The sequence below is a fragment of the Acidaminococcus intestini DSM 21505 genome, assembly GCF_000425045.1.
Classification (GTDB): domain Bacteria; phylum Bacillota; class Negativicutes; order Acidaminococcales; family Acidaminococcaceae; genus Acidaminococcus; species Acidaminococcus intestini.
Map to the genome: position 1 here is coordinate 25,790 of NZ_AULA01000007.1, position 26,679 is coordinate 52,468.

Annotated in this window: 24 protein-coding genes and 1 pseudogene; 4 read left to right on the forward strand and 21 right to left on the reverse strand. The window is 53.7% G+C overall.

The features are described 5' to 3' along the window. Positions 1-90: 90 nt before the first annotated feature. Both H503_RS0103105 and H503_RS12810 read left to right on the forward strand, forming a co-directional pair. Positions 91-1,254: an MFS transporter gene (locus tag H503_RS0103105; protein WP_016459669.1), complete on the forward strand. Its 1,164-nt coding sequence runs from the start codon at positions 91-93 to the stop codon at positions 1,252-1,254. Positions 1,255-1,381: 127 nt separating this feature from the next. Further along, the gene (locus tag H503_RS12810; protein ID WP_255345169.1) at positions 1,382-1,507 is read left to right on the forward strand and encodes a hypothetical protein; all 126 of its coding nucleotides are present in this window, start codon (positions 1,382-1,384) and stop codon (positions 1,505-1,507) included. A gap of 34 nt (positions 1,508-1,541) precedes the next feature. Here H503_RS12810 and H503_RS12500 read toward each other — a convergent pair whose 3' ends face one another. The 14 genes from H503_RS12500 to H503_RS0103180 all read right to left on the reverse strand — a co-directional run bounded on the left by H503_RS12500 (position 1,542) and on the right by H503_RS0103180 (position 18,936). Continuing rightward, positions 1,542-1,697 carry a hypothetical protein gene (locus tag H503_RS12500; RefSeq protein ID WP_014128266.1) on the reverse strand — a complete coding sequence of 52 codons (156 nt, stop codon included), beginning with the start codon at positions 1,695-1,697 and terminating at the stop codon, positions 1,542-1,544. Further along, entirely contained in the window at positions 1,694-2,344 is a 651-nt protein-coding gene (locus tag H503_RS12365; RefSeq protein ID WP_306511564.1) for a radical SAM protein, read from the reverse strand. Before H503_RS12365 ends, H503_RS12500 begins: the two co-directional genes overlap by 4 nt. Positions 2,345-2,408: 64 nt before the next feature. Further along, positions 2,409-2,723 (reverse strand): ArsR/SmtB family transcription factor, encoded by a 315-nt coding sequence (locus H503_RS0103125; RefSeq protein ID WP_009015511.1) that lies wholly within the window; start codon positions 2,721-2,723, stop codon positions 2,409-2,411. A 142-nt stretch (positions 2,724-2,865) separates the two neighbouring features. After that, a complete protein-coding gene (locus tag H503_RS0103130) occupies positions 2,866-5,346 on the reverse strand; it encodes an excinuclease ABC subunit UvrA (protein WP_009015512.1) in 2,481 nt (826 codons plus the stop codon). A 44-nt stretch (positions 5,347-5,390) separates the two neighbouring features. Continuing rightward, positions 5,391-5,906: a GNAT family N-acetyltransferase gene (locus tag H503_RS0103135; RefSeq protein ID WP_014128265.1), complete on the reverse strand. Its 516-nt coding sequence runs from the start codon at positions 5,904-5,906 to the stop codon at positions 5,391-5,393. 52 nt (positions 5,907-5,958) lie between these two features. Continuing rightward, on the reverse strand, positions 5,959-7,203 hold the full coding sequence (locus H503_RS0103140; protein WP_014128264.1) for an HD-GYP domain-containing protein: 1,245 nt from the start codon (positions 7,201-7,203) through the stop codon (positions 5,959-5,961). After that, positions 7,200-7,700: a low molecular weight protein-tyrosine-phosphatase gene (locus H503_RS0103145; protein WP_009015515.1), complete on the reverse strand. Its 501-nt coding sequence runs from the start codon at positions 7,698-7,700 to the stop codon at positions 7,200-7,202. The genes H503_RS0103140 and H503_RS0103145 overlap by 4 nt, the downstream gene beginning before the upstream one ends. Before the next feature lie 88 nt (positions 7,701-7,788). Further along, entirely contained in the window at positions 7,789-10,875 is a 3,087-nt protein-coding gene (locus tag H503_RS0103150) for a type III restriction-modification system endonuclease (protein ID WP_009015516.1), read from the reverse strand. Beyond that, positions 10,865-11,950 carry a PDDEXK nuclease domain-containing protein gene (locus H503_RS0103155; RefSeq protein WP_014128263.1) on the reverse strand — a complete coding sequence of 362 codons (1,086 nt, stop codon included), beginning with the start codon at positions 11,948-11,950 and terminating at the stop codon, positions 10,865-10,867. Before H503_RS0103155 ends, H503_RS0103150 begins: the two co-directional genes overlap by 11 nt. Next, positions 11,950-13,854, reverse strand: a complete 1,905-nt coding sequence (locus tag H503_RS0103160) for a site-specific DNA-methyltransferase (RefSeq protein WP_016459672.1) — start codon at positions 13,852-13,854, stop codon at positions 11,950-11,952. The genes H503_RS0103155 and H503_RS0103160 overlap by 1 nt, the downstream gene beginning before the upstream one ends. After that, positions 13,826-14,476 (reverse strand): DUF4391 domain-containing protein, encoded by a 651-nt coding sequence (locus H503_RS0103165; RefSeq protein ID WP_009015519.1) that lies wholly within the window; start codon positions 14,474-14,476, stop codon positions 13,826-13,828. The genes H503_RS0103160 and H503_RS0103165 overlap by 29 nt, the downstream gene beginning before the upstream one ends. 1 nt (position 14,477) lies before the next feature. Then, positions 14,478-17,708: a helicase-related protein gene (locus H503_RS0103170; protein ID WP_009015520.1), complete on the reverse strand. Its 3,231-nt coding sequence runs from the start codon at positions 17,706-17,708 to the stop codon at positions 14,478-14,480. Between the two features lie 60 nt (positions 17,709-17,768). Continuing rightward, entirely contained in the window at positions 17,769-18,020 is a 252-nt protein-coding gene (locus tag H503_RS0103175) for a helix-turn-helix domain-containing protein (protein ID WP_009015521.1), read from the reverse strand. Then, the gene (locus H503_RS0103180; protein ID WP_016459673.1) at positions 17,998-18,936 is read right to left on the reverse strand and encodes a DUF2326 domain-containing protein; all 939 of its coding nucleotides are present in this window, start codon (positions 18,934-18,936) and stop codon (positions 17,998-18,000) included. The genes H503_RS0103175 and H503_RS0103180 overlap by 23 nt, the downstream gene beginning before the upstream one ends. A 705-nt stretch (positions 18,937-19,641) precedes the next feature. Between H503_RS0103180 and H503_RS12410 the strand changes: the two genes are divergently transcribed. Next, a complete protein-coding gene (locus H503_RS12410) occupies positions 19,642-19,788 on the forward strand; it encodes a hypothetical protein (protein WP_014128260.1) in 147 nt (48 codons plus the stop codon). 39 nt (positions 19,789-19,827) lie between these two features. Beyond that, positions 19,828-20,373 carry a DUF2800 domain-containing protein gene (locus tag H503_RS12685; RefSeq protein WP_009015524.1) on the forward strand — a complete coding sequence of 182 codons (546 nt, stop codon included), beginning with the start codon at positions 19,828-19,830 and terminating at the stop codon, positions 20,371-20,373. Here H503_RS12685 and tnpA read toward each other — a convergent pair. The 7 genes and pseudogenes from tnpA to H503_RS12695 all read right to left on the reverse strand — a co-directional run. Continuing rightward, positions 20,257-20,571: pseudogene (tnpA, locus tag H503_RS12370) on the reverse strand (IS200/IS605 family transposase); the annotation flags it as partial. The gene H503_RS12685 and the pseudogene tnpA sit on opposite strands and share 117 nt — an antisense overlap. Before the next feature lie 536 nt (positions 20,572-21,107). Further along, on the reverse strand, positions 21,108-21,737 hold the full coding sequence (locus H503_RS0103210) for a flavodoxin (protein WP_009015526.1): 630 nt from the start codon (positions 21,735-21,737) through the stop codon (positions 21,108-21,110). Positions 21,738-21,753: 16 nt separating this feature from the next. Further along, positions 21,754-22,233 (reverse strand): flavodoxin, encoded by a 480-nt coding sequence (locus H503_RS0103215; protein WP_016459678.1) that lies wholly within the window; start codon positions 22,231-22,233, stop codon positions 21,754-21,756. A 17-nt stretch (positions 22,234-22,250) separates the two neighbouring features. Next, entirely contained in the window at positions 22,251-22,763 is a 513-nt protein-coding gene (locus H503_RS0103220; protein ID WP_009015528.1) for a nitroreductase family protein, read from the reverse strand. 166 nt (positions 22,764-22,929) lie between these two features. Further along, positions 22,930-24,204, reverse strand: coding sequence for an autotransporter family protein (locus H503_RS0103225; protein WP_026385428.1), 1,275 nt, complete (start codon positions 24,202-24,204; stop codon positions 22,930-22,932). Continuing rightward, complete coding sequence (locus tag H503_RS12690) at positions 24,177-25,394, reverse strand: hypothetical protein (protein ID WP_248604830.1); 1,218 nt, start codon at positions 25,392-25,394, stop codon at positions 24,177-24,179. The genes H503_RS0103225 and H503_RS12690 overlap by 28 nt, the downstream gene beginning before the upstream one ends. 104 nt (positions 25,395-25,498) lie before the next feature. Next, positions 25,499-26,521, reverse strand: coding sequence for a hypothetical protein (locus tag H503_RS12695; RefSeq protein ID WP_248604831.1), 1,023 nt, complete (start codon positions 26,519-26,521; stop codon positions 25,499-25,501). Positions 26,522-26,679 lie beyond the last annotated feature (158 nt).

The window sequence follows — 26,679 nt, forward strand, 5'->3', positions numbered from 1 at the left end:
CTACGCGCCCAAAATCTTGACAAGCTCTTTCCATGCAGTACAATAAGACAGGATTACAACGTATTTTCTGATTCATAAGGAGGATTTCATTTGTCAAAAGATCGTTTATGGACACCTCAATTCATGACTATGGGGGGAGGGAATTTCTTTTATTTTCTATCCCAATATCTGCTGGTTGCGGCCATGCCGTTATACATCCTGGAAGAACTTCATGGAAACGAAAGGGACGCGGGCCTTGCCATGACGTATTTTCAGCTGGGGACCGTTTTATGCCGTCCGTTTGCAGGAAAGATCATTGATTCCTTGAACAAACACAGGCTGCTCGTGGCGGGATCATGTGCGTTCCTTCTCATCATGACGGCCTTTTTCTTTTTACGAACCTTGCCGGCCGTCTTTGGACTGCGCTTCCTACACGGTGCTATTTTTGGCGTCACATCGACGGCGGCTGCTGCCGTAGCAGCTCTTGTCCTGCCGCTTTCACGCAAAGGGGAAGGCATCGGTTACTTTGCCCTTTCAACCAATCTTGCCATGGTTGTAGGCCCCCTCGTTGGACTTCTTCTCATGCAGTATTGGGGACCATCCGCGGTCTTTTTCTTTTTGATCCTCGGGGCTCTCTTTACGCTGATTGCTATGATCTGCAACGCGCTGCCGTCCTCTGTGACCCGTCCCAGTGCCTCCTTCCGCTCTTTTTCAGTAACAGATCTCATTGAACCCCGCTCCGTCATCCCTTCTTTATTTGGGGGCTTGGTCTTTTTTTCCTATGGCGGTATGCTCACCTTTATCCCGCTTTATGCCAGAAGCCTTGGACTGGCTTCTGTAACAAGTCTCTTTTTTGTTGTCTTTGCCCTCATCATCATCGTCACACGGCCGGTCATTGGACATCTTTTTGATACAAAGGGCCCGGATTATATCGTTTATCCGGGGTTCATCGTCTTTCTTCTGGGATTCATCCTTTTTGCATCCATTTCAAGTCTCACGGGGCTGCTGCTTTCAGGAGCCGTGCTGGGACTTGGTTTTGGGGCCCTCTCACCGGCTTTTCAGACCCTTGCCGTGACCATGGCACCGCCCTCCCGGGCCGGGGTCGCCACAGCCACTTATTTTTGGGCTCTTGACATCAGTGTCGGCCTAGCGGCCTATTTACTGGGACTTGCGGCGGCTGAATGGGGCTATGCCATGATGTATGGTGTCATTTGTCCTGCCGTACTTGTCGGGGCTGCTGTCTTGTATCTTGTCTGGAGACGCAGGGAAAACTGATGAAAGAACCCGAAATAAGCTCATTTTTCCACCTTTATGCATCGCTTTCTACCCTATCATGAATCTATGACAAAGGCCCAACAGCCAATATTGGCTGTTGGGCCTTTGCTCAAAAGAAAGAAAAACCATGACGAAACTTTTCCAAATTGCCTTGCCAAGGCGGGATGGCTTCTGCCGTCTGGAAGCAGAAAATCTTAACTGGCAGACAGGGATTCACGGGCCTGACGCAGACCCGCTTCCCCATAGCAGATAAAGATGGCGTCAAGCTGGGCAATCATCTTATCCTTTTATTCAGGAATCCTCCCATAGATAGGGGTGATGATGGAGGCATTTGTTGCGTCAATCAGCGTCGGATTCTTAAGACGTGTCAGGAATTCCTTCAGTTCCAAAACGCGTTCTTCTTCTGTTGCCTCCTTGAATACACCGCTTCTCACGTCCTTCATGAGCGGCGTATCGGGGAATAGGGTGAGTCCTGCAATAAGGATCCTGTCAGGGTGCAGCTGATTGAGGATGTCAGCACTCTTTTGGGCGTGTCCGAGACCGTAGCCGCGCCCCCCAATCCGCTGAAGAAAATCACTTCATATGGAAGGCCCGCTTCGATGATTTCTTCCGATGTGCAGCCCTTATTGACAAAGGAAAGGACTTCATCGTCCCCGCTCTCGATACCGATCATGATTTCATCAAGTCCATGGGCCTTGATTTTGCAAATCTCTTCGACGCTTTTGTGCTTAAAATCAGAAATGATGGCATACGTGGAAATCCGTGCCTTCGGGTAATAGGTCCGCATGAGATCCCAGACAGCAATCTGCTTTTCCGTGCTGAGAGCAAAGGAATCACCGCCGGACGCCCAGATTTTTCTTGCATCAGGCCATTTCTCCTTTGCTTCTTTGAGATCGGCCTCAATTTGGGATAAAGGCGCCACCATAAAGGGTGTATCGTGATAGAAATTGCAAAACGTACGGGCATTATGCGTTGAGCCTGCTGTGACTTCGATAAAAGGACTGTCCGCATCTATTGGCGGGCGAATGACAGGGCCATGAAAATGCCTAAAAGTGTCTCCTTTTAAATCTATATATCGCTTATTTTCGATATATTAGGGTAAAAAATAAACTGCCTGCGAGGACAGTTTACATGGTCTTGCTCTTTTCCCTCCTTTATAGTTCTGTCTTGATAAACTCGGCTAAGGCTTGGATATTCGCTTCATTTCTTCGGTAATAGGTCCACTTTCCAAAACGGGCAGACTCCAAAAGGCCTGAACGCTGCATCAGATCGAGGTAATGGGAAACAGTCGATTGGGAAATGCCCAGCTTTTCTTGGATGCTTCCAACACAGACAGCGTTCTCGAAGCTGTCCCCTTCGGGGATATGAAGACCCTGAGGAGGAAAATAGGCAGAGGGGTCTTTCAGCCAGGTGAGGATCTGGAGCCGTATGGGATTGGAAAGGGCTTTAAAAAGTTCTACCTGATTCATGGTTTTATGATATCTATAATTTTCGATTTATCAATACATTTTTGACACAAGAATCAGGTCGGGCCTTTGATCCTTTCTCCTTTCTAAAAAAGCAGTTCCCCTAAAGCCATAAGGACTTCGTGGAAACTGCTTTGCTCTTTCTTTAGATGTACTTTCCTGTTTTACTTTCCTTGCATTGGGCCACTTCTCCCGGCGTACCGCACGTAACGATGGTGCCGCCTTCTGCCCCACCGCCGGGACCCATGTCAATGAGATAGTCGGCATTGCGGATGACGTCGAGGTCATGCTCAATAACAACAACGGTCGCTCCTTGCGAAACAAGCTCATCAAAGACGTGAAGGAGTGTCTCCGTATCAAGGGGATGAAGGCCGATGGTCGGTTCATCAAAGACAAAGATTGTATCTTCCTGCCCCTTCCCCATGTCGCTGGCAAGTTTCAGCCGCTGCGCTTCACCGCCGGAAAGGCGGGGCGTTGCTTCTTTCAGCGTCAGATACCCCAGGCCCAAGTCTTTCAGGATGCGCAGTTTTTCCGAGACCTTCTTGAGCCCCTTGGCAGCCTCAAGGGCATCATCGATATCCATAGCCATGAGTTCCGGCAAGGAATATGCCGCGTTGCTTTTCTGCATCTTCTTTTTCACAAGGTCCGCTTCTTTTCGGTACCTCGTTCCATGACACTCCGGACAGGTAATGATCACATCAGGCAGGAACTGGACGTCAAGGTTGATTTCCCCCGTGCCATCGCAGAGCGGGCAGCGCAGGCTCCCCGTATTATAGGAAAAGTCCCCTGCTTTAAGGCCCTGTGCCTTTGCCTCCGGCAGGCGGCCGTAGACTTTGCGCAGTTCATCATGGACATCGGCGTACGTTGCCACCGTAGAGCGGACATTGATTCCTATGGGCGATGCGTCGATGAGTTTAATCCCGTGAATGCCTGACGCGTCAAGACGTGTCACATGGGGCGGAAGTGCCTCCCCTTTCGTTTGGGCAAGGACGGCCGGGATAAGACTTTCAAGAACCATGGTTGTCTTGCCTGAGCCGGAAACACCGGTGACCACCGTAAGACGGCCTTTGGGAAAGGTCACACTGAGGGGTTTTACGGTATGGATTCCACTTGTTTCCATATGGATGGTGCCCTTTTCAAAAAGTGCTTTTTTCCCGCAGGCATCACGGACTAAGTGGTGACCGCCTTTTTGAAGGAAAGGGCCGATCTTTGAAGTGTGACGCTTTGCCGTATCAGCCACAGTCCCCGTTCCGATGACGCGACCTCCTTTGGAGCCGGCGCCGGGCCCCATTTCAATGAGCCAATCACACGTAGACAGGACCTGCGTATCATGGTCTACAAGAACGATGGAGTTTCCGTCGCGGATAAGGTCCTGCATGACACCCATGAGGCCTTTGAGATTCTCCGGATGAAGACCAATGGATGGCTCATCAAGGATATAGAGGACACCCGTCGTTCGGTTCCGTACAGCCCGAGCCAGCTGCATCCGCTGCCTCTCTCCGTTTGATAAGGTCGCAGCTTCCCGGTCCAAGGTCAAATAAGAAAGGCCCAGATCCATAAGACGCTTGGCGTTTTCGAGAAAAGCATCGCAAATGCTTTGGGCCATGGGGCGCATGGTTTCAGGAAGACTTTCGGGAACTCCTTTGACCCACAAGACGAGGTCCTTCAAGGTCATATGCGTCGCGTCGGCAAGGGAGATCCCGCGCACTTTCGGGGCCCGCGCCTTTTCGGAAAGACGGGTGCCATGGCACTCCGGGCAGGTTTCCTGGGTCAGGAAGCGTTCGACTTTCTTCATGCCCTTTTCGTCCTTTACTTTGGCAAGCGCATTTTCGACGGTATAGATGGCATTATAGTACGTGAAGTCAAGTTCACCGGCAACGTTCGTACTTTTAGCCTTGTAAAAGATATGTTTCTTCACGGCAGGACCATGATAGACGATGTCCTTTTCCTTTGCTGTAAGATCCTTAAAAGGAACATCGGTCCGCACGCCCATGGCGCGGGCAACCTCCTTCATCAGGGACCACATCAGGGTCTGCCAAGGAAGGACGGCCCCTTCATCAATGGTTAAGGTCTCGTCAGGGACGAGGGCATCCACATTGACGGTCTTGACCTTTCCCGTCCCCTCACAGCGCGGGCAGGCGCCTTGGCTGTTGAAAGACAGTTCTTCTGCAGAGGGAGCGTAAAAATGGGCTCCGCAGGTCGGGCAGATAAGTTCTTTTTCCGCCGCGACGGCAAGGGACGGTGGGACCTCATGACCGTTTGGGCAGCGGTGCACCGCAAGACGGGAAAAAAGGAGACGCAGACTACTAAGAAGCTCCGTTCCTGTCCCAAAGGTACTGCGCATGCCAGGAACACTGGGACGCTGGTGCATGGCAAGGGCAGCCGGAACGTAAAGGACTTCATCCACGTCCGCCTTGGGGGAAAAGCTCATGCGCCGCCTTGTGTACGTCGACAGGGAATCGAGGTAGCGCCGGGACCCTTCCGCATAGAGGACGCCTAAGGCAAGGGATGATTTGCCCGATCCCGACACACCGGCAATGCCGACAATTTTTCCAAGAGGAATATCGACATCAATATTTTTAAGATTATGGACCCGCGCACCGCGGACCTTGATGGCTTCTTTCATGATTCCATCCCTTTTCTTTCCAGTCTCATTTTCTGCTCTGTTTCCTAAAGGCCAAACGCCCTGTCGTAGACAATGGTCCCTGCAAGCGGAGCCGCATCAGGAATGAGCTTTATGGCCATAAAATATTCTTTAGGAAAAGCTGCTGGCGGCGTAATTCCCCATTTTTCTGCCGCTTCATAACCCAACCGGCCATAAAATGCAGGATCCCCCAAAACGGCTGCATAAGCAAATCCCGCCTTTGCGGCAAGCGTATGACCTTTTTTTACAAGAGCGGTCCCAATCCCGCTTTTTTGAAAACAAGGCTTCACAGCAAGGGGCGCCAAGGCAAGGATGGTTTCTTGGGATACCCTTGCTTTTGTAAAAAGGATAAACCCTGCGGGCTTAGCTTCCCGTTCAGCCATAAGGGCTAAGTCTGGGAGAAAGGCAGGCCCTTGCCGCAGCCGGGCCACAAGCGCGGCTTCCGTCCCATCCGAATAAGAAGCCGTGGCAAAAGCCTGCTTTACTAGGTCCTCAATAGCAGTCCAGTCTTGTTCCTGTACCTTTCGAATCAGATCCATCATCAATCCTCCCTACCTTGTTGGAGTATCTTTCTGCTCCCTGCCTTTTATTTCATTAGGAAGGAAGCCTAGTCGGCTCAAAAAAGGCGTCGAGATCCCTCACGATGGCGCCGTCAATTTTTCCTTTACAGGCTAGTTCCCTCATGATGGCAATGGTCTTTTCATGTGAGAATCCCTCTTTATACGGCCTTTTTTCCGTCAGGGCCTGATAAATATCGAGACAGGCCATGAGGCGGTCTTCAAAGGAAAGTTCCTTGCTGCAAAGGCCCTTTACGTAACCGCTTCCATCCAGTTTCTCATGATGGAAAGAGGCCCAGTCCCGGATATCTTCAAACCCAGGGATTTCATCAAGGACTTCATAGGTCCAGCGGACATGGTTCTTCATGATTTGGAACTCTTCTGCAGTCAACGGCCCTGCTTTTTCAAGGATGGAAGAAGGCACCTGCAATTTTCCATAATCATGGAGGCTCGCCGCCAGAAGAAAACGTTCCTGCTTTTCTTCATTCCATCCATATTTTTGGGCCATGGCAAGGGCCTTCATGGCAATTCCGTGAGAATGGTCCTTCGTAAAGGAGGACTTATTATCGACAATCCGCTCAAAAAACCGGGTGATGGTAAGCATATCTTTTAGGCTGTACTCACAGGCATGGCTTGGTACGACCGATTTGAGGAGCCTATTTAGAGGAATCTCCTGGAGTTTTTGTACAGCCTCATAGGTCAGGTTCTTTTCAAGAAGGACCAAGGCATCATGGGAAAATTCGATATGTTCGAGCCCAAGCAGATCACGGACCATCTCCCTAAATCCGCTTTCCGACAGGGACAATAAATCGTAACGGATATCCATGCGGTCAGCAAGGTAGAGCACTTGGGCTCGCTTGTCAATGGCATCTTCCCTAAGCCCCATGGGGCCTGTTCCATTGGCCCATTCGTGGTGCATCATGACAACCCCTTTGATTTGGGAATAAAAAGGCATATCCTGCAAAAGGTCCTTCCCTTTTTGGGCATGGATACTGGCGTCATCTACAACCCGACCATTGGAAAAAGTGCCGCTGAAGGGTTTCCTATTTCGGGCAGCATCCCGCATTTCCCGAATGGTCTCTACAGACCCGCAGTCATGGAGCAAAGCAGCAAGGACAAAGGCCAGCCGCTCATCAGGGGACCACGGAAGGCTGCGCGTCATCAGGTAGGACAGATAGGCAACTCGCTTACCATGCCCGACCGTGGCGCCGACAAGGTCATGTTCCTCCCGGTCAAGGGCCTCAATCATGGGTAGGAAAAAATAGAGAGGATCAAGTTTCACAATAAGTCCTTTCTGTCAGCTGAGAGGGCATTTTTTTGAAGAAATGACCAAAGAGCCCTGCAGCCAGCCACAATATCACGATAGCTTGCTTCAAAGTCCCGGGTATACCAAGGATCGGCTACATCCCGGGGATGATCCGTATAATCAAGGAGCAGCGATAGTTTATGGTCCCTATCCCCACCACAGATGCGCCGCATGTCATGGAGGTTTTCCGCGTCCATGCCGATGAGATGATCATAGAAAGCATAATCAGCCCGCGTCAACAGGACTGCCCGCTTTCCTACAGGGTCAATGCCATGACGCAGAAGTGTCTCCCGAGCCGGCGGATAGACAGGATTTCCTACACCGCCAGCAATTTCGTCCGTTGTCGTTGCCGCGGAAGCAATGAGGAAATCTGCCTCCTGACCGGCCTTTTTGGCTATATCCCTAAAAACAAACTCCGCAACGGGGCTTCTACAAATATTGCCATGGCACACAAATAGGATTTTTACAGCCATTTTGAAAGTCCTCCTGCTGTTCGAGTCAAAAGTGACACCTCCTGTCTGCTACCGCTAAAAGGTTTAATACGCTGTTCAGCCGACTGTCTTATATGGCCTCCATCACGTCGAGCAGGTGCTGATACGTGTCGACGTCGTGGTAGACGACGTCCTTGTTGGATAGGGTCTTGAACAGTTGCTTTGCGCAGCTGATTTTTGCCTGCTCGATGGGCTTCAGGTTCAGGCTTTCCATCGTGCCCTTGGTCTCCGCGATGAAGAAGATGTGCTTCACGCTTCCCTTGCTGAAGGCGATTGCCCAGTCAGGCGCATAGTTGCCGACGGGCGTCGGTATCTGGAAGCCGCGCGGCAGCTTGGCGTAGACCACGACCTTCTCGTCCAGTTCCAGCTCTCCGGCAAAGGCCTTCTCGCCATCCGAGTCCGGGAACACGTAGTCTTGCACGTTCTTCTTGGCCTCGATTGCGCGGGCGAAGTCCGTGTTCTTCTCGGCCGTGAAGATGGCGCTGTCGTAGGTGCCTTCCGTCTGGTTGTACTGGATCTGCTCCACGATCATCGTGGCCTTCTCCTCGTCGATCAGACGGATGGCTTTGGCGATGAACTCCTCCGGGTTGTTCTGGTACATGGCGAAGGTCTGGGGCTTGATGCCCTTGAGGATTCGGGCGGTTGTCCGGCGCGTGAGCTTGGCTCCTTGGGCCACCTTGCCGACCAGATCGTAGCGAACGGAGCTGCCCTCCGCTCGGTCGAGGTTGTAGGTCACGCTGGTTTCCGCCACGAAGCCGATCCCGGCTTTGACCTTCTCGGTGCTCCAGTCCTGTCCCTGCTCGCCTTGGGTCACGGTGTATTGCAGCTTGGCGACGAACATCTTCTCGTCGATGTGCCGGATTGCCTTGGCGATGAGCTCCTCGCCGTCGAACGAGACGGTGTACGCGTACTTGTGGTTGATGTAACCCCAGAGGGTCTGGAACTCCTTCTTGTAGAAGTTGTCGTTGAGCGCGTTCTCACGGACCTTGGTCTCGTGGCCGTCGCTTACCATGCCGTCGAGCGCGTGCTCATCGAACACGCTTTGGATCAGCGCGTGCACGCCGTCCGCAATCTCCCTGCAGCTATCGGGAAGCGGGGCGAGTGCGTTGTTCGCAAGGTCCGTCCGGTACTGGTCCGAGACGTGGTCATCGTCGTCGATGTAGTCGTTCTTGATGAGGTAGCGGTAGATGTCGTGCGCCTGCCTGTCGCTGACCGTTTTCTCGACACCGTCCAGAACGATGGTCTTTCCAGCGAAGTAATCCTCGGTCGCCTTGGTCGGGCGGTCATAGAGGTCCTCGCGTATGCCGCGCTGAAGGTCGGCAACGAAGTCCTTGTAGCCGTCGCTTGCGATGACGGTCAGTTGGTTGACCTGCTGCACCGCGTCTCCCAGCATGGCCGTATCCATCCGGTCGCCATTCTGGTTCACGCAGAGCCTGAGTCCCCGTCCGACCTCCTGCCGCTTCTGCGTCGGCGAGTTGCCGCCGTGCTTGAGCGTGCAGATCTGGAAGACGTTCGGGTTGTCCCATCCTTCCCTCAGGGCCGAGTGCGAGAAGATGAAGCGCACGGGATTGTCGAAGGAGAGCAGCCGCTCCTTGTCCTTCAATATCAGGTCGTAGGCGGACGTGTCGTCGCTCTCGTCGCTGCCGCGCTTGAGCTTGCTGTCGACCTTGCGGCCCTTCTTGTCGATGCTGAAGTAGCCCGCATGCGTGCTGTGCACGTCGATGGACCTGAGGTAGCGCTCGTAGGGCGTGTCGAACAGCGTCAGGTACTCGTTCAGGATGTCCGTGTACTCCTGCTCAAAGATGTCGCCGTACTCGGAGTTCGTCTCGTTGCCGTCCTCGTCGTACTTGCGGTACTTCGCCACCTCGTCGATGAAGAACAGGGACAGGCACTTGACGCCCCGGTCGAAGAGCGCCTTCTCCTTCTCGAAGTGCGAGCGGATTGTCTCACGGATCTCAACGCGTCGCATGTCCGCCTCCGACACGTCGCCGGTGACCTCGCCCGCGTGAATCGTCACGCCGTTGGTGAAGCTCACCTCGCCCCGGATCGGGTCGATTGCGCTGACGTGGTAGCCGCGATACTGCTCCATGCCCTTTGACAGCGCGTACAGGTCGTCGTCCACGCCTACCTGCCGGGTCTCCCGGTTGATGGACTTCTGGTAGGCGATCTCGAACTCCAGCCGTGCCATCGGCGGCTTTCTCGGCGAGATCACGATTCTCTCCAGATACAGGTAGCTGTCCGTGCCGCGCAGGTTCTTGATGTCAAAGCCCTTGACCTCGATTCGCTTGACCAGTCGCTTGTTGTAGGCGTCCAGCGCGTCCAGCACGTACACGAGGTCGTGATGCTCCTTGTGCGTGGCCGAATAGTTCAGGCAGAACAGCGGGTTGAACGCCTCAAGCGCCTTCTGGGTCGCCTTGCCGCCCATCTTCTGCGGCTCGTCCATGATCACGATGGGACGGTTGGCAGCGATCACGTCTATTGGGCGGCGGCTTCCGAACGAGTCGCGCCGGGAGAAGATGATCCTCGCCGCGTCGTTGCCCTTACGCCCCTCCACGTTCTTGTCCTTGTTGAAGGACGTGTTGAACGCCTGCGTGTTGATGATCATGACCTGAACGTCGGCACTCTGGCTGAAGGAATCGATGTCGGAGAGGCGCTTGGAGTCGTAGATGAAGACGCGCGCCTTCTTGCCGTACTGCTCCATGAAATGGTCCGACATGGTGTCAAAGCTCTTGCGCACGCCCTCGCGGATGGCGATGGACGGCACCACGACGATGAACTTGCTCCAGCCGTAGCGCTTGTTCAGCTCGAACATCGTCTTGATGTAGACGTAGGTCTTGCCCGTGCCCGTCTCCATCTCCACGTCGAGCGAACACGCGCCAAGATTGGTCTGTGTCAGAGCGTCGGACACGTGAATGTTGTTCCTCATCTGAATCCGCCGGACGTTCGCGAGGATCTGCGCTTCGCCTATCTGCACCCTGGCGTTGGCGAAGCCCATGGTCAGCTCCTCGTCGGACTTCGACCAGTTCATGATGTCGCGGTGGACCTCCACGTCCCTGCGGTAGGTGAACCGGTCGTTGTACGGCTGCCCCGCGAACACGTCCGCCACGCTCTCCACGGCATCCGTCTGGAAGGGCTGTATGGAAAATTTAAATCTCATCCGTCGGCCCTCCTTCCTTGTCCGCGTGCTGCAGATAGAACAGCTCCTTTTGCGTCTCGATCTCCGTGCGCAGTTCCTCCTCCGTCGGCAGGTACAGCTTGTACTTCGACGCGAAGAGCTGATCGCTCTCGTTCATGATCGAGTAGCGAGCGATGTCGGAATCCGTGTCCGCGCACAGGATGATGCCGATGGTCGGATGGTCGTCCGGCTGCTTTTTCCGCTCGTCGTACATGCGGATGTACATGTCCATCTGGCCGACGTCCTGATGCGTGATCTTTTTCGTCTTCAGGTCAATCAGGACGAAGCACTTCAGGATGTAGTTGTAGAACACCAAGTCGATGAAGTAGTCTTCTTTCTCGGTGTGGATGCGCTGCTGTCTGGCGACGAATGCGTACCCCTTGCCGAGCTCCATGAGGAACTTCTGCAGGTTGTTGATAATGCTCTGCTCGAGGTCCGACTCCAGATACGACGTGTCCTCCTGCATGCCAAGAAACTCGGCGATGACCGGGCTCTTGATGAACTCGAGCTTTTTCTGGTACTCCGCCGTCAGCTCCTGCATCTCACGTTTGACGGCATCCTGACTCTGCGTCTTCAGCATCCGGTAGTAGTACTGCGACGAGATGTTGCGCTGCAGGGTACGGGTGCTCCAGTTCTCAGTTGCCGCCTCCTGCGCGTACCACTGCCGCGCCTTCTCGTCGTTCACCTGGAGAAGCGTCCGATAATGCGTCCACGACAAAAGCGGCGCGGAAGATTTTCCACGCAGTGAGTGGAAAATCTCCGGGAAGGCACGATAGAACGAAAAATAATAGTACAGATTCGTCATCGTGAACCCTCTGCCGTACTTCGCGGTCAGCGCACGCGCCAGCTTCTTCATGACCTCGGACCCATATTCCGTGCGCCCATCCCCGTTAGCGATCTCCTCGGAGATGCGCTTACCGAGAAGCCAGTTCCGCTCCACAAGAAGCAGATTGACAGCCTGATAAGCATTCCCTTGAGCCGTCTCTATGATTCGTTCCGAATCCGCCACCAGATTGTCCGATCTATGATAGGCGATCCGCATGAGTTCTTCCGCCATCACAGCACCTTCCTTTGCGTCTGGGGACTATACGTCTCGAAAATCTGCTCGAAGTTGGCCATTACACTGTCATTTGCCATGCCGCTGTCGCGGAAGACGGCGTAGAAGGGATGGCGCTTGGCGATGGCCTTGACCGTCTCATCCGTAACGTCCTTATCGAAGCAGGCGATGAGATATCCGTCGGCGACCGAGAACACCTTCCGGCCGTCGAGCATCTCCTCATCAACCGATGAGGACAGCGTGATACCAAGATCCAGCATCACCTGAAAGAGCAGATCCTCCGGCGTGCGGTCCGGCTTGATGTTGTCCGCAAATAGGTCCAGCTGCGCCTGCTTCACGTCGGCGGGACGATAGTAGACATCCTCCATGTTCGAGCTGTCCACTTTGAAGACACGAAAACCAATGTCCAATTTCGTCGTTGTCAGAGGAGACTCTTCCTTAATCTTCTTACCCGCACGACGAATGCGCTCTTCGCCAATTTCGCAGATGGTACGGTAGCCAGCCTTGTAGACCTCGCTCTTTTCATCACAAACTTCTGGAAGCTGAACGAGTATGAACTTGCGGTTGCTACCATCCTCAGAGTTCATTTGCATTACAGCATGGGCAGTCGTAGCTGAACCGGAAAAGAAATCTAGAACGATATCATTTTCTCCGAGATTCGCGAGTGTCAGTAATCTTCTTAATAAACGCACCGGTTTGGGACCGCTGAAATAGCCGCCTTCCAAAAGTTCGGCTACTTCTTTCGCGCCCTCCTGGTTATGCCCGACATCTTTAAAAAACATGATCGAGGTGGGTGCCATGCCATCAAATTTGAGTTCAGACAAAAACCTTTTTAGTCTCGGTACTCCGTTACCATCTGCGCCAAACCAGATTCTATTATCTCGGAGTCTCTCCAAAAATGCATTTTTGGAGAGACTCCAGCAGCGCCCTGCTGGAGGCTCAACTACACGCCCCGAAGGGGTCGTGATAGGGTAGTCTCCAGAAGGACTGTACGTTTTCACCGATAAGTCACCCGATTGCCAGACCCCGCGCGGATCATTATCTGGATTGGAATATCTTTCGTTTGCCTCTTCTGTTCTCGGTAGTCTTCCTATTTTAAAATTGTCTATCTTCTTTGCAAACATCAAAACATAGTCATGACTGTTTGAGACATATTTCGCATCATTTTTAGGAGCAAATGCTCTTTCCCAAACTAATTGAGCAATAAAGTTCTCTGCGCCGAATATCTCGCTGCATATTTTTTTGAGGTTTTCCTGTTCATAATCATCAATTGAGATGAAGATCACACCGTCGTCACTCAACAGATCCTTTGCAATCCGAAGCCTCGGATACAGCATGTTGAGCCAGTCCGTGTGGAACCTGCCGTTTGACTCGTTGTTGGTTCGCATGTCGAACAGCAGGTTGCCATCATCATCCCGCTGCCCGCTGCGCTCGGCGAACTCCTCGCCGCTGATGGAGCTGTCGTCGTCGTACACAAACGCATCCGACCCCGTGTTGTACGGTGGATCGATGTATATCATTTTGACCTTACCGAGGTAGGTCTCCTGCAGGAGCTTGAGGGCGTCCAGGTTGTCGCCCTCGATGTAGATGTTCTCAGTGTCGATGCTGCCGGGCGTGCCGTCGCGTCCCACGGATTTCTCCCGGTCGAGGCGCAGCGTCTTTGCAATCGGCTGGTTGGCCAGCACGACGGACTTTCGCTTGTCCGGCCACGTGAACTGGTAGCGTTCCTGCGTGCCTTCAACGACAGTGGCGGCGATCTCTGACCTAAGCACATCCGCGTCGATCGCACGGACGGTCTCGCCGTTCTCGTCCTTCGTTTCCGTCACCGCGTTCGGGAAGAGCGCAGCTAGCTTCTCGTAGTTTTCCTTCGCCAAGTCAGGCGTGTGCATGTTCATCTTCTCCATGAGTCAACTCCTCCAGTTCCTTCTGATATTCTCGCAGGCGCGTGTAGGTCTCAAACTGCTTCTTGGGCTGCTGCTGTCGCCATGTTGCCGCCTCCGTCCTGCTGATCAGCATCTTTAGCTTCTCGATCCTGTCCTGCCTGTCCAGCCGCTCATCGATGGACAGATTTTCGTTCTGCCCTGAGGCGTCCTCCTCCAGCAGCGCGATCTGCTCGACCATGGAGTTCCAGATCTCGTCCAAGGTGAAGCCGTGCAGGCTCAGATGGACATCCGACGCCTCCATCCATGGCGTGCGGTAGAGCTTGCCGTAATAGAGCGCCAGCTGCCGCCTGCTCTCAAAGCACAGCAAGAAGACGAGCCGGTGCTTGTTCTGCCGGGCGATCGCCTCGGTGACCTTGCCGTCGAACTCCTGCTTCTTCAGCCTGACGGACAGCAGGAGGATCTCCTTGGTCTCGGCGCTTGCCGTCAGGTTCAGCGTCTGTTTGGTGAAGCTGTTCTCCACCATGATCCGGTCCACGTCGGATACGAATTTTTCCTTGAGTGCGTTTGTCAGCGCGAGGTGACGGTAGAACGCCTCCTTGGGCAGGCGTTTCCTCACCGTCGTCGCGGTTGGAAAGTTCATCATGTCAGAGCACCACCATGAAGCAAATCAGTTCGAAGTCGTCGAGTCCCGAGAATCCACTGGAGAGGAAGGTGGTCTGTCCGCAGCCGAAGAAGCTGTCGATGTCACCTTCGTCCTTGGCGTCGATGACGGACATGATCGCATCCTCCAGCAGCTTCGATATGCGGCCCATGTTCCGGCCGTCGTCCGTCGCCTTGTTGAACCTTCCGCAGAGCGCCTTGTCCGGCACGGATTTTCCCCGTGCGAGATGGCGCATCATGTCCAGCGTGTCCTTCGGCTGTAGGTGGTTGGTGACCACCTCGCCGTCCATGCCGACGTAGACCATGTAGAAGGGGTGAAGACTGTTCTGGTTCTGGATGTTGACCTGCTTGTTGACGTTCTTCAGGACGAAGATCACGCCGGGCTTGTCGCCCTTCACGACCGTGTGGATGCCGAACGGCATGTGGTCGATGTCCCCGTGCTCCTTCCTGTAGGCGATTAGATCCATGCGGAACTCGTTCAGTCCCAGGTCCATGATGGACACGCCGTTCGTCATATCCTCCAGGTCGACGACCTCCTCCTGCAGCTTTTTCAGCTGGCTGCGGCGGTATTCGAGGTCTCCCTTCTCCTCTTGGTCGATTGGGTTGTCGTCGCCCGTCGAGGTCATGACGGAGATACGCATCCTTTCCTCGACGCGTGACTTGAGCTGGATATATTCGTCCAAGTCGAGGTCGGGCCAGAAGTTGACGAGCTGGATCGCCTCGTTGCGGCTGCCGATGCGGTCGATTCGTCCGAAGCGCTGGATGATGCGCACGGGGTTCCAGTGGATGTCGTAGTTGATGCAGTAGTCGCAGTCCTGCAGGTTCTGCCCCTCGGAGATGCAGTCCGTCGCGATCAGGATGTCGATGTCCTCCGTGTCCTTGGGGTACAGCACGTCCCTGTCCTTGGACTTCGGGGAGAAGCAGGTCAGGACGTGGTTCATCTCGGCCTTGAACCCCGGAATCGTCGTCTTGCCGTCGACCGCCCCCGTGATGAGGGCCGTGTTGAGTCCCAGCTGCGTTTTCGCCATGCCGCTCACGTGCTCGTACAGGTATTCCGCCGTGTCCGAAAAGGCGGTGAAGATCAGGACCTTCTTGTTGCCGGGGTTGATCGGCTTTTCGACCTTCTCGCGGATTACGCGGAGCAGCTCGCTCAGCTTGTAGTCGTACTGCGGGGTGATGTCCTCCACCATGCCGATCAGCAGGGACAGAGTGCCGATGTCCTCGTCGATGTCCCGCTTCCATGAGAGGTAGTCCATGTCCCGAAGGTCGATGCGCACCTTCTTGCCGACGCCGAAGAAGTCCGTGTTCTGGTCGTCGTCGTCAAAGTCCGCCGCCTCGCCGGACAGGTCCGTCATCTCGTCAAGGTTGCCCGAGCCGCCATTCCGGAACGCCTCGATGGTCTGCGAGGTGTCATACAGGTAGTCGCAGATCCTCTTTACCGTCAGCAGGAAGGAGTGGACGGAACTTTCCATGCGCTTGAGGAGGTTGATGCTCATGAGGCGCTGGATGCCGATCTCACGGCCCATGCGGAACTTCTCCGTCTCCTTCTCGTCGAGATACTTGTGCAGCTTGCTCGGCTGGATGTAGACGGTCGGCGTGTAGATGGTCAGGTGCAGCGCGGTCAGGAGCTCGATCACCTCCTTGTAGTTGATCGCGGCCTTGCGATTGGTCAGCTTGGGCCGCAGGGATACGGGCTTCAGCCGCTTCGGGAAGGACCCGATGTCCGTCACGTCGTAATAGGTTTGGATGTGCTTCCGGGACCGGGCGATGGTCACGCTGTCGAGGACTTCAAAGAAGTCGTAGTCCAGGCTCGCAAGCAGATGATCCGTCGTGCGCTGCGCCTCGGGCAGCTTGCACCATGTGTTATAGACGGCCTGCGCCTGCCTGAAGATCGTGTCGATGTCCGATTTCGTCTTCAGCTTCCCGTTGATTTCCTCCGGGTCGCCGCCGTAGGCGAGCGCCAGCTGGTTGCGCAGGTCGTAGAAACGGTTGTTGACAGGGGTAGCCGACAGCATCAGGACCTTTGTTTTCACGCCGGGTTTGATGACGCGGTTCATCAGCCGCATGTAGCGGTTTTCCTTCTCGCCGCCTTGGCTGTCCGTTCCGTTTCCGTTGCGGAAGTTGTGGCTCTCGTCGATGACGACAAGATCGTAGTTGCCCCAGTTGATCCTGTCGATGGGCAGGCCGACGGCCGTGTTGCCGCTGTTGCGGGACAGGTCGGTGTGATAGAGGACGTCGTAGCGGAACCGGTCTTTTGCGAGCGGGTTGTTGATCAGGTTGCCCCGGTAGGTCATCCAGTTCTCGGAGAGCTTCTTCGGGCACAGGACGAGCACGTTCTTGTTCCTGCCCTCGTAGTATTTGATGACTGCAAGCGCGGTGAAGGTCTTGCCGAGTCCGACGCTGTCGGCAAGGATGCAGCCGTTATATTGTTCGAGCTTGTTGATGATGCCAAGCGCCGCGTCCTTCTGGAAGTTGAAGAGCTTGTTCCAGATGACGCTGTCCTTAAAGCCGGTCGCCTCGTTGGGGAGGACGTCCTCGGAGATGTCCTCCAGAAACTCGCTGAAGATGTTGTAGAGCGTCATGTAGTAGATGATCTCCGGGGGGTTCTCCTGATAGACCGTGGAGATCATGTCTATGACCTCGCCGGTGACGTCCTTGAGCTTTTCCTTGTCGTTCCACACCTGATTGAAGGTCTGCAGGAACTGGGTGCTTTCTGGGGATTCGACGCGCACGACGATGTTCGTCATGTTGTTGCCCCGCTCGCAGCCGAGGTCGACCGTGGTGAAGCTGTTCATGGGACTGTAGGCGTAGGTCTCGTCGCCGTCGGAGACGAGCATGAAGTTGTTCATGGAGTCCCGGGTGGTGTTCGACCTGAACTTCGCCTTGCGGCGCATCCATTGGGCGCATTCCCTCGCGACGGCCTTCTGTTTGAGCTCGTTGCGCAGGCGCACCTCGAACTCCGTGCCGTACAGGCTCTTCTCGCGCTGAAGCCGAGGAATGTAGAACTCGCGGCGTTCCTTCGGCGTCTTCTCCGCGACGAAGGTCGGAGACGTGAAGAGGAAGCGCAGCTCCTCGCAGGACTCCAGCTGCTCCTTGAGCTCCTGAAAGGCGTAGATGGAAAAGCATGCGGCGGCGATGGACACTTTGCTGCCGGAGCGGATCGTCTTTTGCAGGTCGTCTTTGACGACGTTTGTGGTGTTGTTGAATATTTCCATGCGTGCGTTCCTCGTAAGAAGACTTTTTGTGGCGGAGGTTCGTCATCCGCTGAAGCGGGCTTATTCCTCCGTTGTCTTGTCCTTTCGTTCCATGATGTCCTCGGGGCCGCAGTCGAGTGCCTCGCAGATTCTCAGCAGGACGTCGGTCGTGACGTTTTCGCAGCGTCCCATCTTCGCGATGGATGCGGCGCTGACGTCACTCATTTCCTGTAGGTCCTTTTTCTTGATGTTGCGATCGATCAGCAGCTTCCAGAGCCGGTTGTAGGAGAACTCGGAATGTAGTTCCTTCTTAGCTTGTTTCGTCTGCGTCATTCTTTTCCTCCTTGTTCCATGCCCAGCCGAACAGCTCGTTGCCAGCGGGCGAAAGTCTCAATACGGCGTTTTTCTCTAGTATCCGCTGCGCTCCGGCATCATAGGATGCGAGCGTATCGTAGACCAGGAACACCTGCTTGCCGTGTTCCTTCTGCTTCTCGTAGACGCGGACGATCTCGGAGAAGACGGGTTTGTCTATGTTTTTGAGAAGGATGGAGTCGTGGACGACGAACGGGATCGGGGCGGCCAGCATGTTGGCGAGATCGAAGTTGATGAGGCCACGGTACTGTGCGCCGGTTCCTCCGTCGTTCGGGGTGTTGAAGGTGTACTTGTTCAGCTTCTCGAGCCTCAGGATGGGTGGCAGATGCGTGGCGTCCCTCAGTATGTCGAGGCTTATCTCCCGCATGTTCTGGTTGATCGCGCTCTCGATGGTGAGCAGCTGCTCTTGGGTGACCGTATCCCTCGTTTTCGCGTAGTCCGCCGCCATGGCCTTCAGCCGTTCGAGCTCGTCGTAGTTATGGTTCGCTTCGCGGAAGTTGTTGAGTTCCGTGGAGAGTTGGGCGAACTCTTTCAGGATTGCCTGCGAGACGTTCGGGACGTTCTTGATCTCGGTGATCTGGTTCTTGATCCGGGCGATCTCGTCGCCCAGCAGCATGTAGGTGGTGGCGAGGTCGCCTTCCGTTTCCTTGAATTCGGAATCCAGTATCCTTGACAGCTTGTGGTGGAAGCCTTCGATCTCCTCGAGGGTGCGGAATTCCTCGTTGGGGAAGAATCGTTCAAGGTCGCTGAACGTCCTTTTGAAGCTGCGTTTCTGTCCCGTCATGTCCCTGCGAACGTCGTTCAGCTGGGTCTGCACGGCCGCTCTCTGCCGTCTGAGGCCGATCAGCTGCTCCCTGAGTTCGGAGCGTCCCGTCAACGACCTCCTGCCTCATCGACGCCTGCATGAGGTTGTCCGGCACAGGGTCTTTCTGGTTGACAAGGCGGCTGATTTTCTTTGAGTCCAGGCTATTCGTCCGATACCCGTTTTGAGCTACCTAGTCCTGATCATTGATGGCGCTGAGCAGGAACCGCGCGGCCGCTTCCTGCTTGTTGTCCTTGAATCCCGGCTGCATGGCCCGGATGTAGGACAAGATGTTCAGTTCGCTCATCGGTCCGCTCCTCCTTTGATGCTCCCGGAAAAACACTGGCAAACCAGTGGCAAAACGAAGGCAAAGACTTTCAAGCTCTCGCTTTTTAAGCTGAATACAGAAAGCGAGGGCAGTCAAGTGCATCCATAGTCAAGTATCAGTCTAACACATTATCGGGAATATTACTACGCATATTAACTGATAATTGCTTTATCGCTTAATTTTCTCTCAGCTTTCGAAGTCCCGAACATGACCTGAAACCGTTCTCCCGAATCCGGCTCGCCTTCTTCGCGGCCGCGAGGTGCGTTCGTAACCGGATGACGGACTAGCAAAGTTAACAGCGTGCCAGCTAGACGAACGGCTGGTCACCGACATGAGGCGGAGCCATCCGCATTGAGGTGACCGACTATGACCAATTTCACCGGCAGTCATTTGAGCGGTCTCCGCCTCGGCCTTAGCGCCGAAAGGAGCTGAGGCTCGAGGACGTGCGCGCGGTGCTTGCCGACAAGGCGCGCATCGGTCACACGGACCAGATCCGCGAGTTGCTCCGGAAGTATGGCGCGGACAGGCTTTCAGCAGTCGATCCGAAGCATTATGAGGCGCTGCTCAGGGATGTGGAGGGACTCGACGATGGCCGCTAGTTCCCATGCGATTCTCTCCGCGTCGAGCGCGGACCGTACGTGCTCGAACATGTGGGGGCTGCCAAACAGTCCTGCCCTGATCCGGCCGTGATGGTCGAGCAGCGCGTGGACTTCTCCCGCTGGGTGCGGCAGGGCTTCGGCACGGCCGATGCGCTCATCATCGCGGACGGGACGCTGCACATCATCGACTTGAAGTATGGATCCGGGATCGAGGTGTCCGCCGAAGACAACCCGCAGCTCAAATGCTACGGCTTAGGTGCCCTGGACCAGTTCGGCGATCTCTACGACATCGACGAGGTCAGGCTCACCATCTACCAGCCGCGTCGTCAGAACGTGAGCGAGTGGCGGCTGCCTGCGTCGGACCTGCTCGCTTGGGCGGACACACTGCTGAAGCCTGCGGCGGACCTCACGTGGGACGGCAAGGGCGACTTCGCCTGCCGCCCGTGTTCTCGAATCGAGGTGAGATCGGTAGGCAAATTTCATATTTCCAAACTTCTGGAAAATCAACAAACTACTTTTGCCTTTCAGATAGCCTACAAAAGACGAAACGCTAATTTTGGGCGGGATACTTACCAACAGATGTAGATGATCAGGGCAAATTTCACCTTCAAAAATTTCTACGCCCTTCCATTCACAAAGCTGTCGCTAGATGTCTCTTATTGCTAACCTTTTTTCCTCATAGAAAACTTTTCCACGATACTTTGGTGCAAACACAATATGATACTTACAATTCCACTTTGTGTGTGTTAAACTATGAACGACATGACTCTGCCCACTTGGCATGGCAGTGCACCTCCTAATCTTTTACTTTGCTTGACTGACAGGTCGACTGCATTGTACTTCATTAGGAGGTTTTTTATAGCTATAAGCTTTCCGGAACCACGCCACTATGGCGTGGTTTTCAAAAAATACAAAAAGACCTTGCTGGGACTATTACCCATCAAGGTCCACGGAACGATATGGCTTCCACTTCATCAGGATATACCGCGCACCCGTTTCACACTTTTCCAACGACCGTCTGTTACCACCGGCATGAATCCCATGAAATGATGCTGCAGCGGGCATCTTCCAGTATGGTTCAAGATGCCCCATATCAGGCAAGAATCATATCGATAAGCGTGCGGATTTTGTAATAGATAAGGGTTGATTCAGGACCTGTTCCCCCAATAAGGCCTAATTTCTTCATGTTCTGATTCCTTTTCATTGATATTTGTTAGACGCATCAATCATTCATGGAGTAAAAGTAAGCAAAAGGGCCCATGGGATGCCTGCTTTTTAGATGATAGCCAGTCCAAGGCAATCATAGGGCCCCTTTTTTCTCAATGAAGGGACAGATCCAGTTCCTTGATCCATTTTTTAAGGTCTTCTTCACTTACCGTCTTTTCAAATCGTCTGCCTTTCTTCCATTTGGCACCAGGAATCAGGGAGGCAAGGTTTTCCTCACTTTTTTCGATACCACTGGAACCGCTTGTGCAGAAGGGAATGATGGTCTTTCCTGTAAAGTCGAGACTTTCACTGAAAGTATCGATGCTGCGCGGCTCAATCCCCCACCAAATTGGATACCCTAGGAAAATGACTTTCACATCTTGGAAATGCTCAGGCGTTCCCCGCAGTTTAGGTCTGGCGGAGGCATCGTTTTGTTCCCGATTGGCCCGACTGTCCTTGACATTGTAGTCAAGGTCATCTTTGCTGTAGGGAATTTCCGGCGTAATTTCGTAAAGGGTGCCGCCCGTTAGGGCCGCAATTTTTTGGGCCACGGTCCGCGTATTTCCCGTCTGGGAAAAATAGGCAACAAGAACGTCCGGACGCCCTTTGGGTGAAGCTGCCTGCTCTGCGCCTGCCTTCTTGGAGGCCGCCTTTTCTTCGCCGCCGGCTGAAGCACAGCCGCCCATGTAGGCCAGAATAAAGCCCATTAAGAGGATGCCTGCTAGTTTCATGATTCGGTTCATGATGATCCGTCCTTTCTTATACAGAAGCTGCCAGAAGCTTTTTCAGTGTGCCCTCACCGACACGGCCATTAAGGATCCGTCCTTCCATAAGGTCTGCATGCGGCCCTGCGGCAGGCTTCAACTTTTCCAACGTCTTTCCAAAACCACTGCCGCCGCTTGTGGCAAATAGGATGATTTTCTTATCGCTGAAATCGTACGCCTTGAGGAAACTCGTGATGATTTTTGGAGCTTCATACCACCAAATCGGGAAACCCAAAAAAATGACATCATAGGACGCGGGCGCAGCATTGTGGTCCAAAAGTTCCGGTAAAGGCGCCCCGGCCTTTTTTTCCAAAGATGACCGTGAACGAGGATCCATCCAGTCAAGGTCCTTGGCCGTGTAGGGCACTTTGGGGCGGATTTCGTAAAGATCCGCGTCAGCAGCCTCAGCAAGGGCTTTGGCAGCCTTTCGTGTCGTTCCAGTTGCACTGAAATAGGCAACGAGGATTTTTTTCATGGAAAGCACCTTCCTTCTCACAAAACCCTAACAGTTTCTACAAGAGGTTTTCTTGATGTATGATTCAAAAGAGGTCCGCCGCCTTCCCCTCTATAGCCTAAATCAAGAAGGAGCACAAGGTCTTCGTTTTCCGGAAGGGTCAAGGCCTTTTTGAGTTTTTCTGGATCAAAGAAATTGACCCAGCAGCTGTCGACTCCCACATTTTTTGCCGCAAGCATCATATGGACGCCCACAATCGAGGCATCTTCGGCCCCGGAATCGCGGGTATCTCCCGGATAATGGAAGACACTGTTCCGATCATAGGCTACGGCAAGGACAACAGGAGCCCCATAACGGCAAGGCGTTATGCTGTCAAGGGCCGCAAGGGCCTTGGGGGAAGTAAGGACGTAAACGCGCTGAGCCTGGGCATTTTTTGCCGTTGGGGCTAGGCGCCCCGCCTCAAGGATGGCTGTAAGGACACTCTCATCGATGGGACGGCCATCAAACTTTTTGCAGGAATATCGCTCTTTTATGAGATTCAAGAATTCCATGGCTATCGCACTCCTTTGGAATCAATCCTGACGCACTGTTAGCAAATACAGTATGTCACGCTTTTTAGGCAGGGTCAAGATGCCGCGCCATACCTTTTGAGCTCAGTCTTTCATGCTCAAAACGCAAAAAAAATCACCCTGCCAAAGAGGCAGGGTGATTTCTTGATCAAAAGCTCCAGCGCAGTCCCACATCCCAGCTCCAGTTCTCATCGTAGCTGGAACCATCGCCCCGTTCAAGGTCGAAATAGGCCTGCAGACCGTCATTGATCTTATAGGCGCCGCCCAATCCATAGGAGAACCAGGTATCGCCATAATCTTCATGGACGCGCAGCCGGTCCGTATCCACGGACATGACCGTCACATGGTTGCCGCCAAAGTCATGGTACCAGTTGGCTTTTGCATAGACCGCAAAACGCGGACTTTCATACCCAGCCCGGGCTCCAATCCGTCCCAGGGCGGTGTTCAGGCTTTCGCCTTCCACGTGCACCCCGTTCGAATCGGTGAAGGCATCATTCCGGAAGTGTCCCAGGACAACCTGGGCCTGCGGCTCCACAAACCAGCCCTTTTCGTCCTTTTTCTTGTAGCCATATTCGGCCCCGAAGGAAAAGCCCGTACTGTTCGACTGACCGTCAATGAATCGGCCAAGACCGGTATAACCAAATTCATTTTCATACCGTGACCCTTTGAGGCTGAGGTCAAGGTACTGCCCGTTTTTCCAGACTTGCGTATCGTAAAGGCCTAGGGTATAGCCCTTGAGGTCCCCTTTCCCCGACACGTAGGTTGCATCGCCATCAAGGTAGGCAAAGCCCACACCGATGACGTGCTCCTTCGTGTCCGTCTTCTTATGGAGCCAGTCGTAGCCCACTTCGTACTCATTATACTTGGAGTCAACAAGAAAATCGCTCTCGCGGCTGAATTTCTTGCCCTTGCCCCGAGCCCAGATCCCGTTATCCGTATTGTCCGTAAGGGACCCATCCGCTTCGCCCATGCGGCGGAAGAGCGTATCCATGTCGCTTCTCCAAAGAAGGTAGTTGCCTCCCGTAATGCCGCCAAGGTTCCGGACCACCGTCGTGTGGTGCCCTTCGTCATTTGTCGGAGCCTTCGTAAAGCCTTTGAGGTACCAATCGGTGCTGTAGCCATCGGTTACGTTATCTGTCTTACTGTCCAGCTTCAGGTCGTAGTAGTGGAGAGCCGCTTCCGTCTCTGCGTCGCTCACAAAGGCGCCTTCTTCATCCCCTACGCTGGCCAATACGGTGCCCAGAGCCCCTTCCCAGGTATTGGACGTGCTGCGAAGATGCAGGGCCGTCGTTCCCGTATGGCTTCCCGTGACATAGAGATGGTCGTTGCCCGTATTGGTCGACCCATCAGCGTCAAGATAGAGCGTTGCGCCGTCACCAGCAAAGGAACCTGCCGTCAGCGTCTCACCCAGCGTGCCGTCCATGAGGCTAATAGCCCCCCCTCCGCGTTCAGGGTACTGACGGTAGAAGAATCTGTCAGGTTCCACGTAGCACCGCTGCTAAGGGTAAGTGTCATCGTATCGGCATCGTCTGTCGTCTTACCTGTAAAGGTATGGCTGACAGTTGCCGCAAGAGTACCGCTATCGGAAGTCGTAAGGTCACCCGTAAGGGAGCCTGTAGTTAAGGTCAAATTGCCGCTTTCCGCAGCCGAAGCATCTCCCACGGCAGCACCTGAAACCGTTGCCGTAAGGGTGCTGCCGGAACCTGTGGAAGTCAGGTTGCCCTCAGCAGCTCCTGCCCTAAGGCTTAGCGTACCAGCATCACTAGCCACAGCATCTCCCGTATAAGTTCCGGAGAGCGTCGCCGTAACAACGCCTTTATCCGTGGCCGTAAGGTCACCTGTAAGGGTCTTTGTCACCCCGGCGCTGCCAATCGTAAGTGCAGCCCCATTTCCCGTAGCAACAGCGCCGTTCTGCAAGGTAATCGCCGAGCCATCAAGGGATACTTCTGTATCGGTCCCATCCACTAATGAAACAGAAGCAACCGTACCAGCAAGGGTAAGGGACTCGGTCCTGCTGCTTCCTAGGGCAATGGCACTTCCATAGAGTGCTGAAATTGGATACGGAGACACTTCTAGAATAGGCGTATCTCTCGTCAACAAAATTGTTGTTCCATCTACTACGAGGGAAGATCCTATCCCATATGTGCTCACAATTCCACTGAACGTCACCGTATCTCCCGTGACAGTCGTCAAGTTGCTTTTTTGGTGGTTTCGTGTTGTCTGCATAAGCAGCGCAGTATTTATGACGACTGATTCGGTATTCTCATCGCCAATGGTAACGGTTCCGCCATAATCGTGATAAATCGCAAAATGCTGATCATCATTTAGTCCAATGACAATCTCATTTCCCTTTAGGGTGAGGTCAGCATCCTGCACATCAATATCAGCCCCAACATCACCCCCAATGGTAACAGTTGCTGTAGTATCGTCACCAATCGTGACAATACTTCCATCGTATATATCAATAGATGGACTACTGTACAACATTCCGTCTAAATAGTAGCTTCTATTGCCAATCGTGATGTCATTGCCGAGTATCGTTGTCTTTGTATTGACAGAATCAAAAAGAGTATCCACATAGACAGATTCTGTGCTTTTAGAACCAATCGTCAAGGCCCCACCCCTATAGGTACCGATGCGAGATTGTACAGCGATGGAAGATCCCAAAAGCTTCGTGCTAGCGTCACTGCCTACAGTCTGGATTGGGCCGTTTACGATTAAGGAATCCGTACTGCCGAACCAATCACTAAGCTGCCGCCTTCATATTCAGTATCAAAGGTTTCTCCTGTTAATTTACCATTATGAATACCGTCTTCTGCCGTGACGGAAATGGTCTTTCCATAAAGCTCCAGCTTGGAGGCACCCCCACTAACAACAATGGACGAATCATCGCTGCTATTTTCCACATCGATTGCAAGGGACGTTGTACTATCGCTGCCGATTCGAACGGAAGCTCCCTCTTCCACATGAATCCCCCGCGTTTCGAGGTCATAATTATAAGTGACGCCATCTTCTCCAACTGTATTATGGGTCAGGGAAATCGTGGAACCATCGACAGTGATGCTGCTGCCGGAATCAACAGCTCCAATCGGGCCTTTTATGGTAACCGTACCCGATGCATTTACAGCAAGGCTGCTGCCACCGTCCGCATAGAGCGTGTGATCCTCATCTCCCCCGCTTCCCGAATCAGCAGAAGGATTTGGGCTATAGTTCAAGGTCACATCGCCTGCAGTTAGGGTAACGGAAGACGCCGCACCGTTATCTCCATCCGTTGACAGCACTTCTCCCGTTGTCGTAAGGGAAGTTGTATTTGCAGTCCCTATGGTAATGGTCGCTCCGTTGGCTGCTGTTACCGCTGCATAATCGTCCCCCTTATTGATGGTGATTTCTTTTGCATAAAGATTCACCGTACTCTTGTCCTCGGCAAGGATTTCCCCATTTGCCGTCAACCTGTCATAAGGTAAAGAGCTTGACCCAATCGTCACGACAGATCCTCCGCTGGCGTCGATGGCTCCCTCACCATCGGCGGTTCCTGATGGGGTAAAAGTAATCGTACCGCTCCCTGTCACGGTGACCTTAGCCTTATTTGTTGCATAAAGTTCGTCCAGTGTTTCATTGGACGAAGTCACGTCCGATGTTCCGCCATGATAGGAACTTGCAAAAGCTTCTCCCGACGCTAACGCGAAGAGGACAGCCGCCGATAAAAGTACTTTTTTCTTATGGGATAAATACATCATCATTCCTCCTTGAATGTTTCTGCCAAAGTGAGAAAAAATATGTCCTCAAATCAATGCCATAGGGCGTCATGCCATCTGTTGTCATACTGTGCCCATGTCCCCCAAGGAAAAAGGGGACCGAATGAAAATGGGGTTTTGCGCACCACCTTTCCAACTCATAT

What these genes read in the sequence shown, in the direction of transcription:
- H503_RS12810 (WP_255345169.1), top strand. Translation starts at nt 1,382, where the DNA reads ATGACGAAACTTTTCCAAATTGCCTTGCCAAGGCGGGATGGCTTCTGC.
- H503_RS12500 (WP_014128266.1), bottom strand. Translation starts at nt 1,697, where the DNA reads ATGAAGGACGTGAGAAGCGGTGTATTCAAGGAGGCAACAGAAGAAGAA.
- H503_RS0103125 (WP_009015511.1), bottom strand. Translation starts at nt 2,723, where the DNA reads ATGAATCAGGTAGAACTTTTTAAAGCCCTTTCCAATCCCATACGGCTC.
- H503_RS0103130 (WP_009015512.1), bottom strand. Translation starts at nt 5,346, where the DNA reads ATGAAAGAAGCCATCAAGGTCCGCGGTGCGCGGGTCCATAATCTTAAA.
- H503_RS0103135 (WP_014128265.1), bottom strand. Translation starts at nt 5,906, where the DNA reads ATGATGGATCTGATTCGAAAGGTACAGGAACAAGACTGGACTGCTATT.
- H503_RS0103145 (WP_009015515.1), bottom strand. Translation starts at nt 7,700, where the DNA reads ATGGCTGTAAAAATCCTATTTGTGTGCCATGGCAATATTTGTAGAAGC.
- H503_RS0103150 (WP_009015516.1), bottom strand. Translation starts at nt 10,875, where the DNA reads ATGAGATTTAAATTTTCCATACAGCCCTTCCAGACGGATGCCGTGGAG.
- H503_RS0103155 (WP_014128263.1), bottom strand. Translation starts at nt 11,950, where the DNA reads ATGGCGGAAGAACTCATGCGGATCGCCTATCATAGATCGGACAATCTG.
- H503_RS0103160 (WP_016459672.1), bottom strand. Translation starts at nt 13,854, where the DNA reads ATGGAGAAGATGAACATGCACACGCCTGACTTGGCGAAGGAAAACTAC.
- H503_RS0103165 (WP_009015519.1), bottom strand. Translation starts at nt 14,476, where the DNA reads ATGATGAACTTTCCAACCGCGACGACGGTGAGGAAACGCCTGCCCAAG.
- H503_RS0103170 (WP_009015520.1), bottom strand. Translation starts at nt 17,708, where the DNA reads ATGGAAATATTCAACAACACCACAAACGTCGTCAAAGACGACCTGCAA.
- H503_RS0103175 (WP_009015521.1), bottom strand. Translation starts at nt 18,020, where the DNA reads ATGACGCAGACGAAACAAGCTAAGAAGGAACTACATTCCGAGTTCTCC.
- H503_RS0103210 (WP_009015526.1), bottom strand. Translation starts at nt 21,737, where the DNA reads ATGAACCGAATCATGAAACTAGCAGGCATCCTCTTAATGGGCTTTATT.
- H503_RS0103215 (WP_016459678.1), bottom strand. Translation starts at nt 22,233, where the DNA reads ATGAAAAAAATCCTCGTTGCCTATTTCAGTGCAACTGGAACGACACGA.
- H503_RS0103220 (WP_009015528.1), bottom strand. Translation starts at nt 22,763, where the DNA reads ATGGAATTCTTGAATCTCATAAAAGAGCGATATTCCTGCAAAAAGTTT.
- H503_RS0103225 (WP_026385428.1), bottom strand. Translation starts at nt 24,204, where the DNA reads ATGGACGGCACGCTGGGTGAGACGCTGACGGCAGGTTCCTTTGCTGGT.
- H503_RS12695 (WP_248604831.1), bottom strand. Translation starts at nt 26,521, where the DNA reads ATGATGATGTATTTATCCCATAAGAAAAAAGTACTTTTATCGGCGGCT.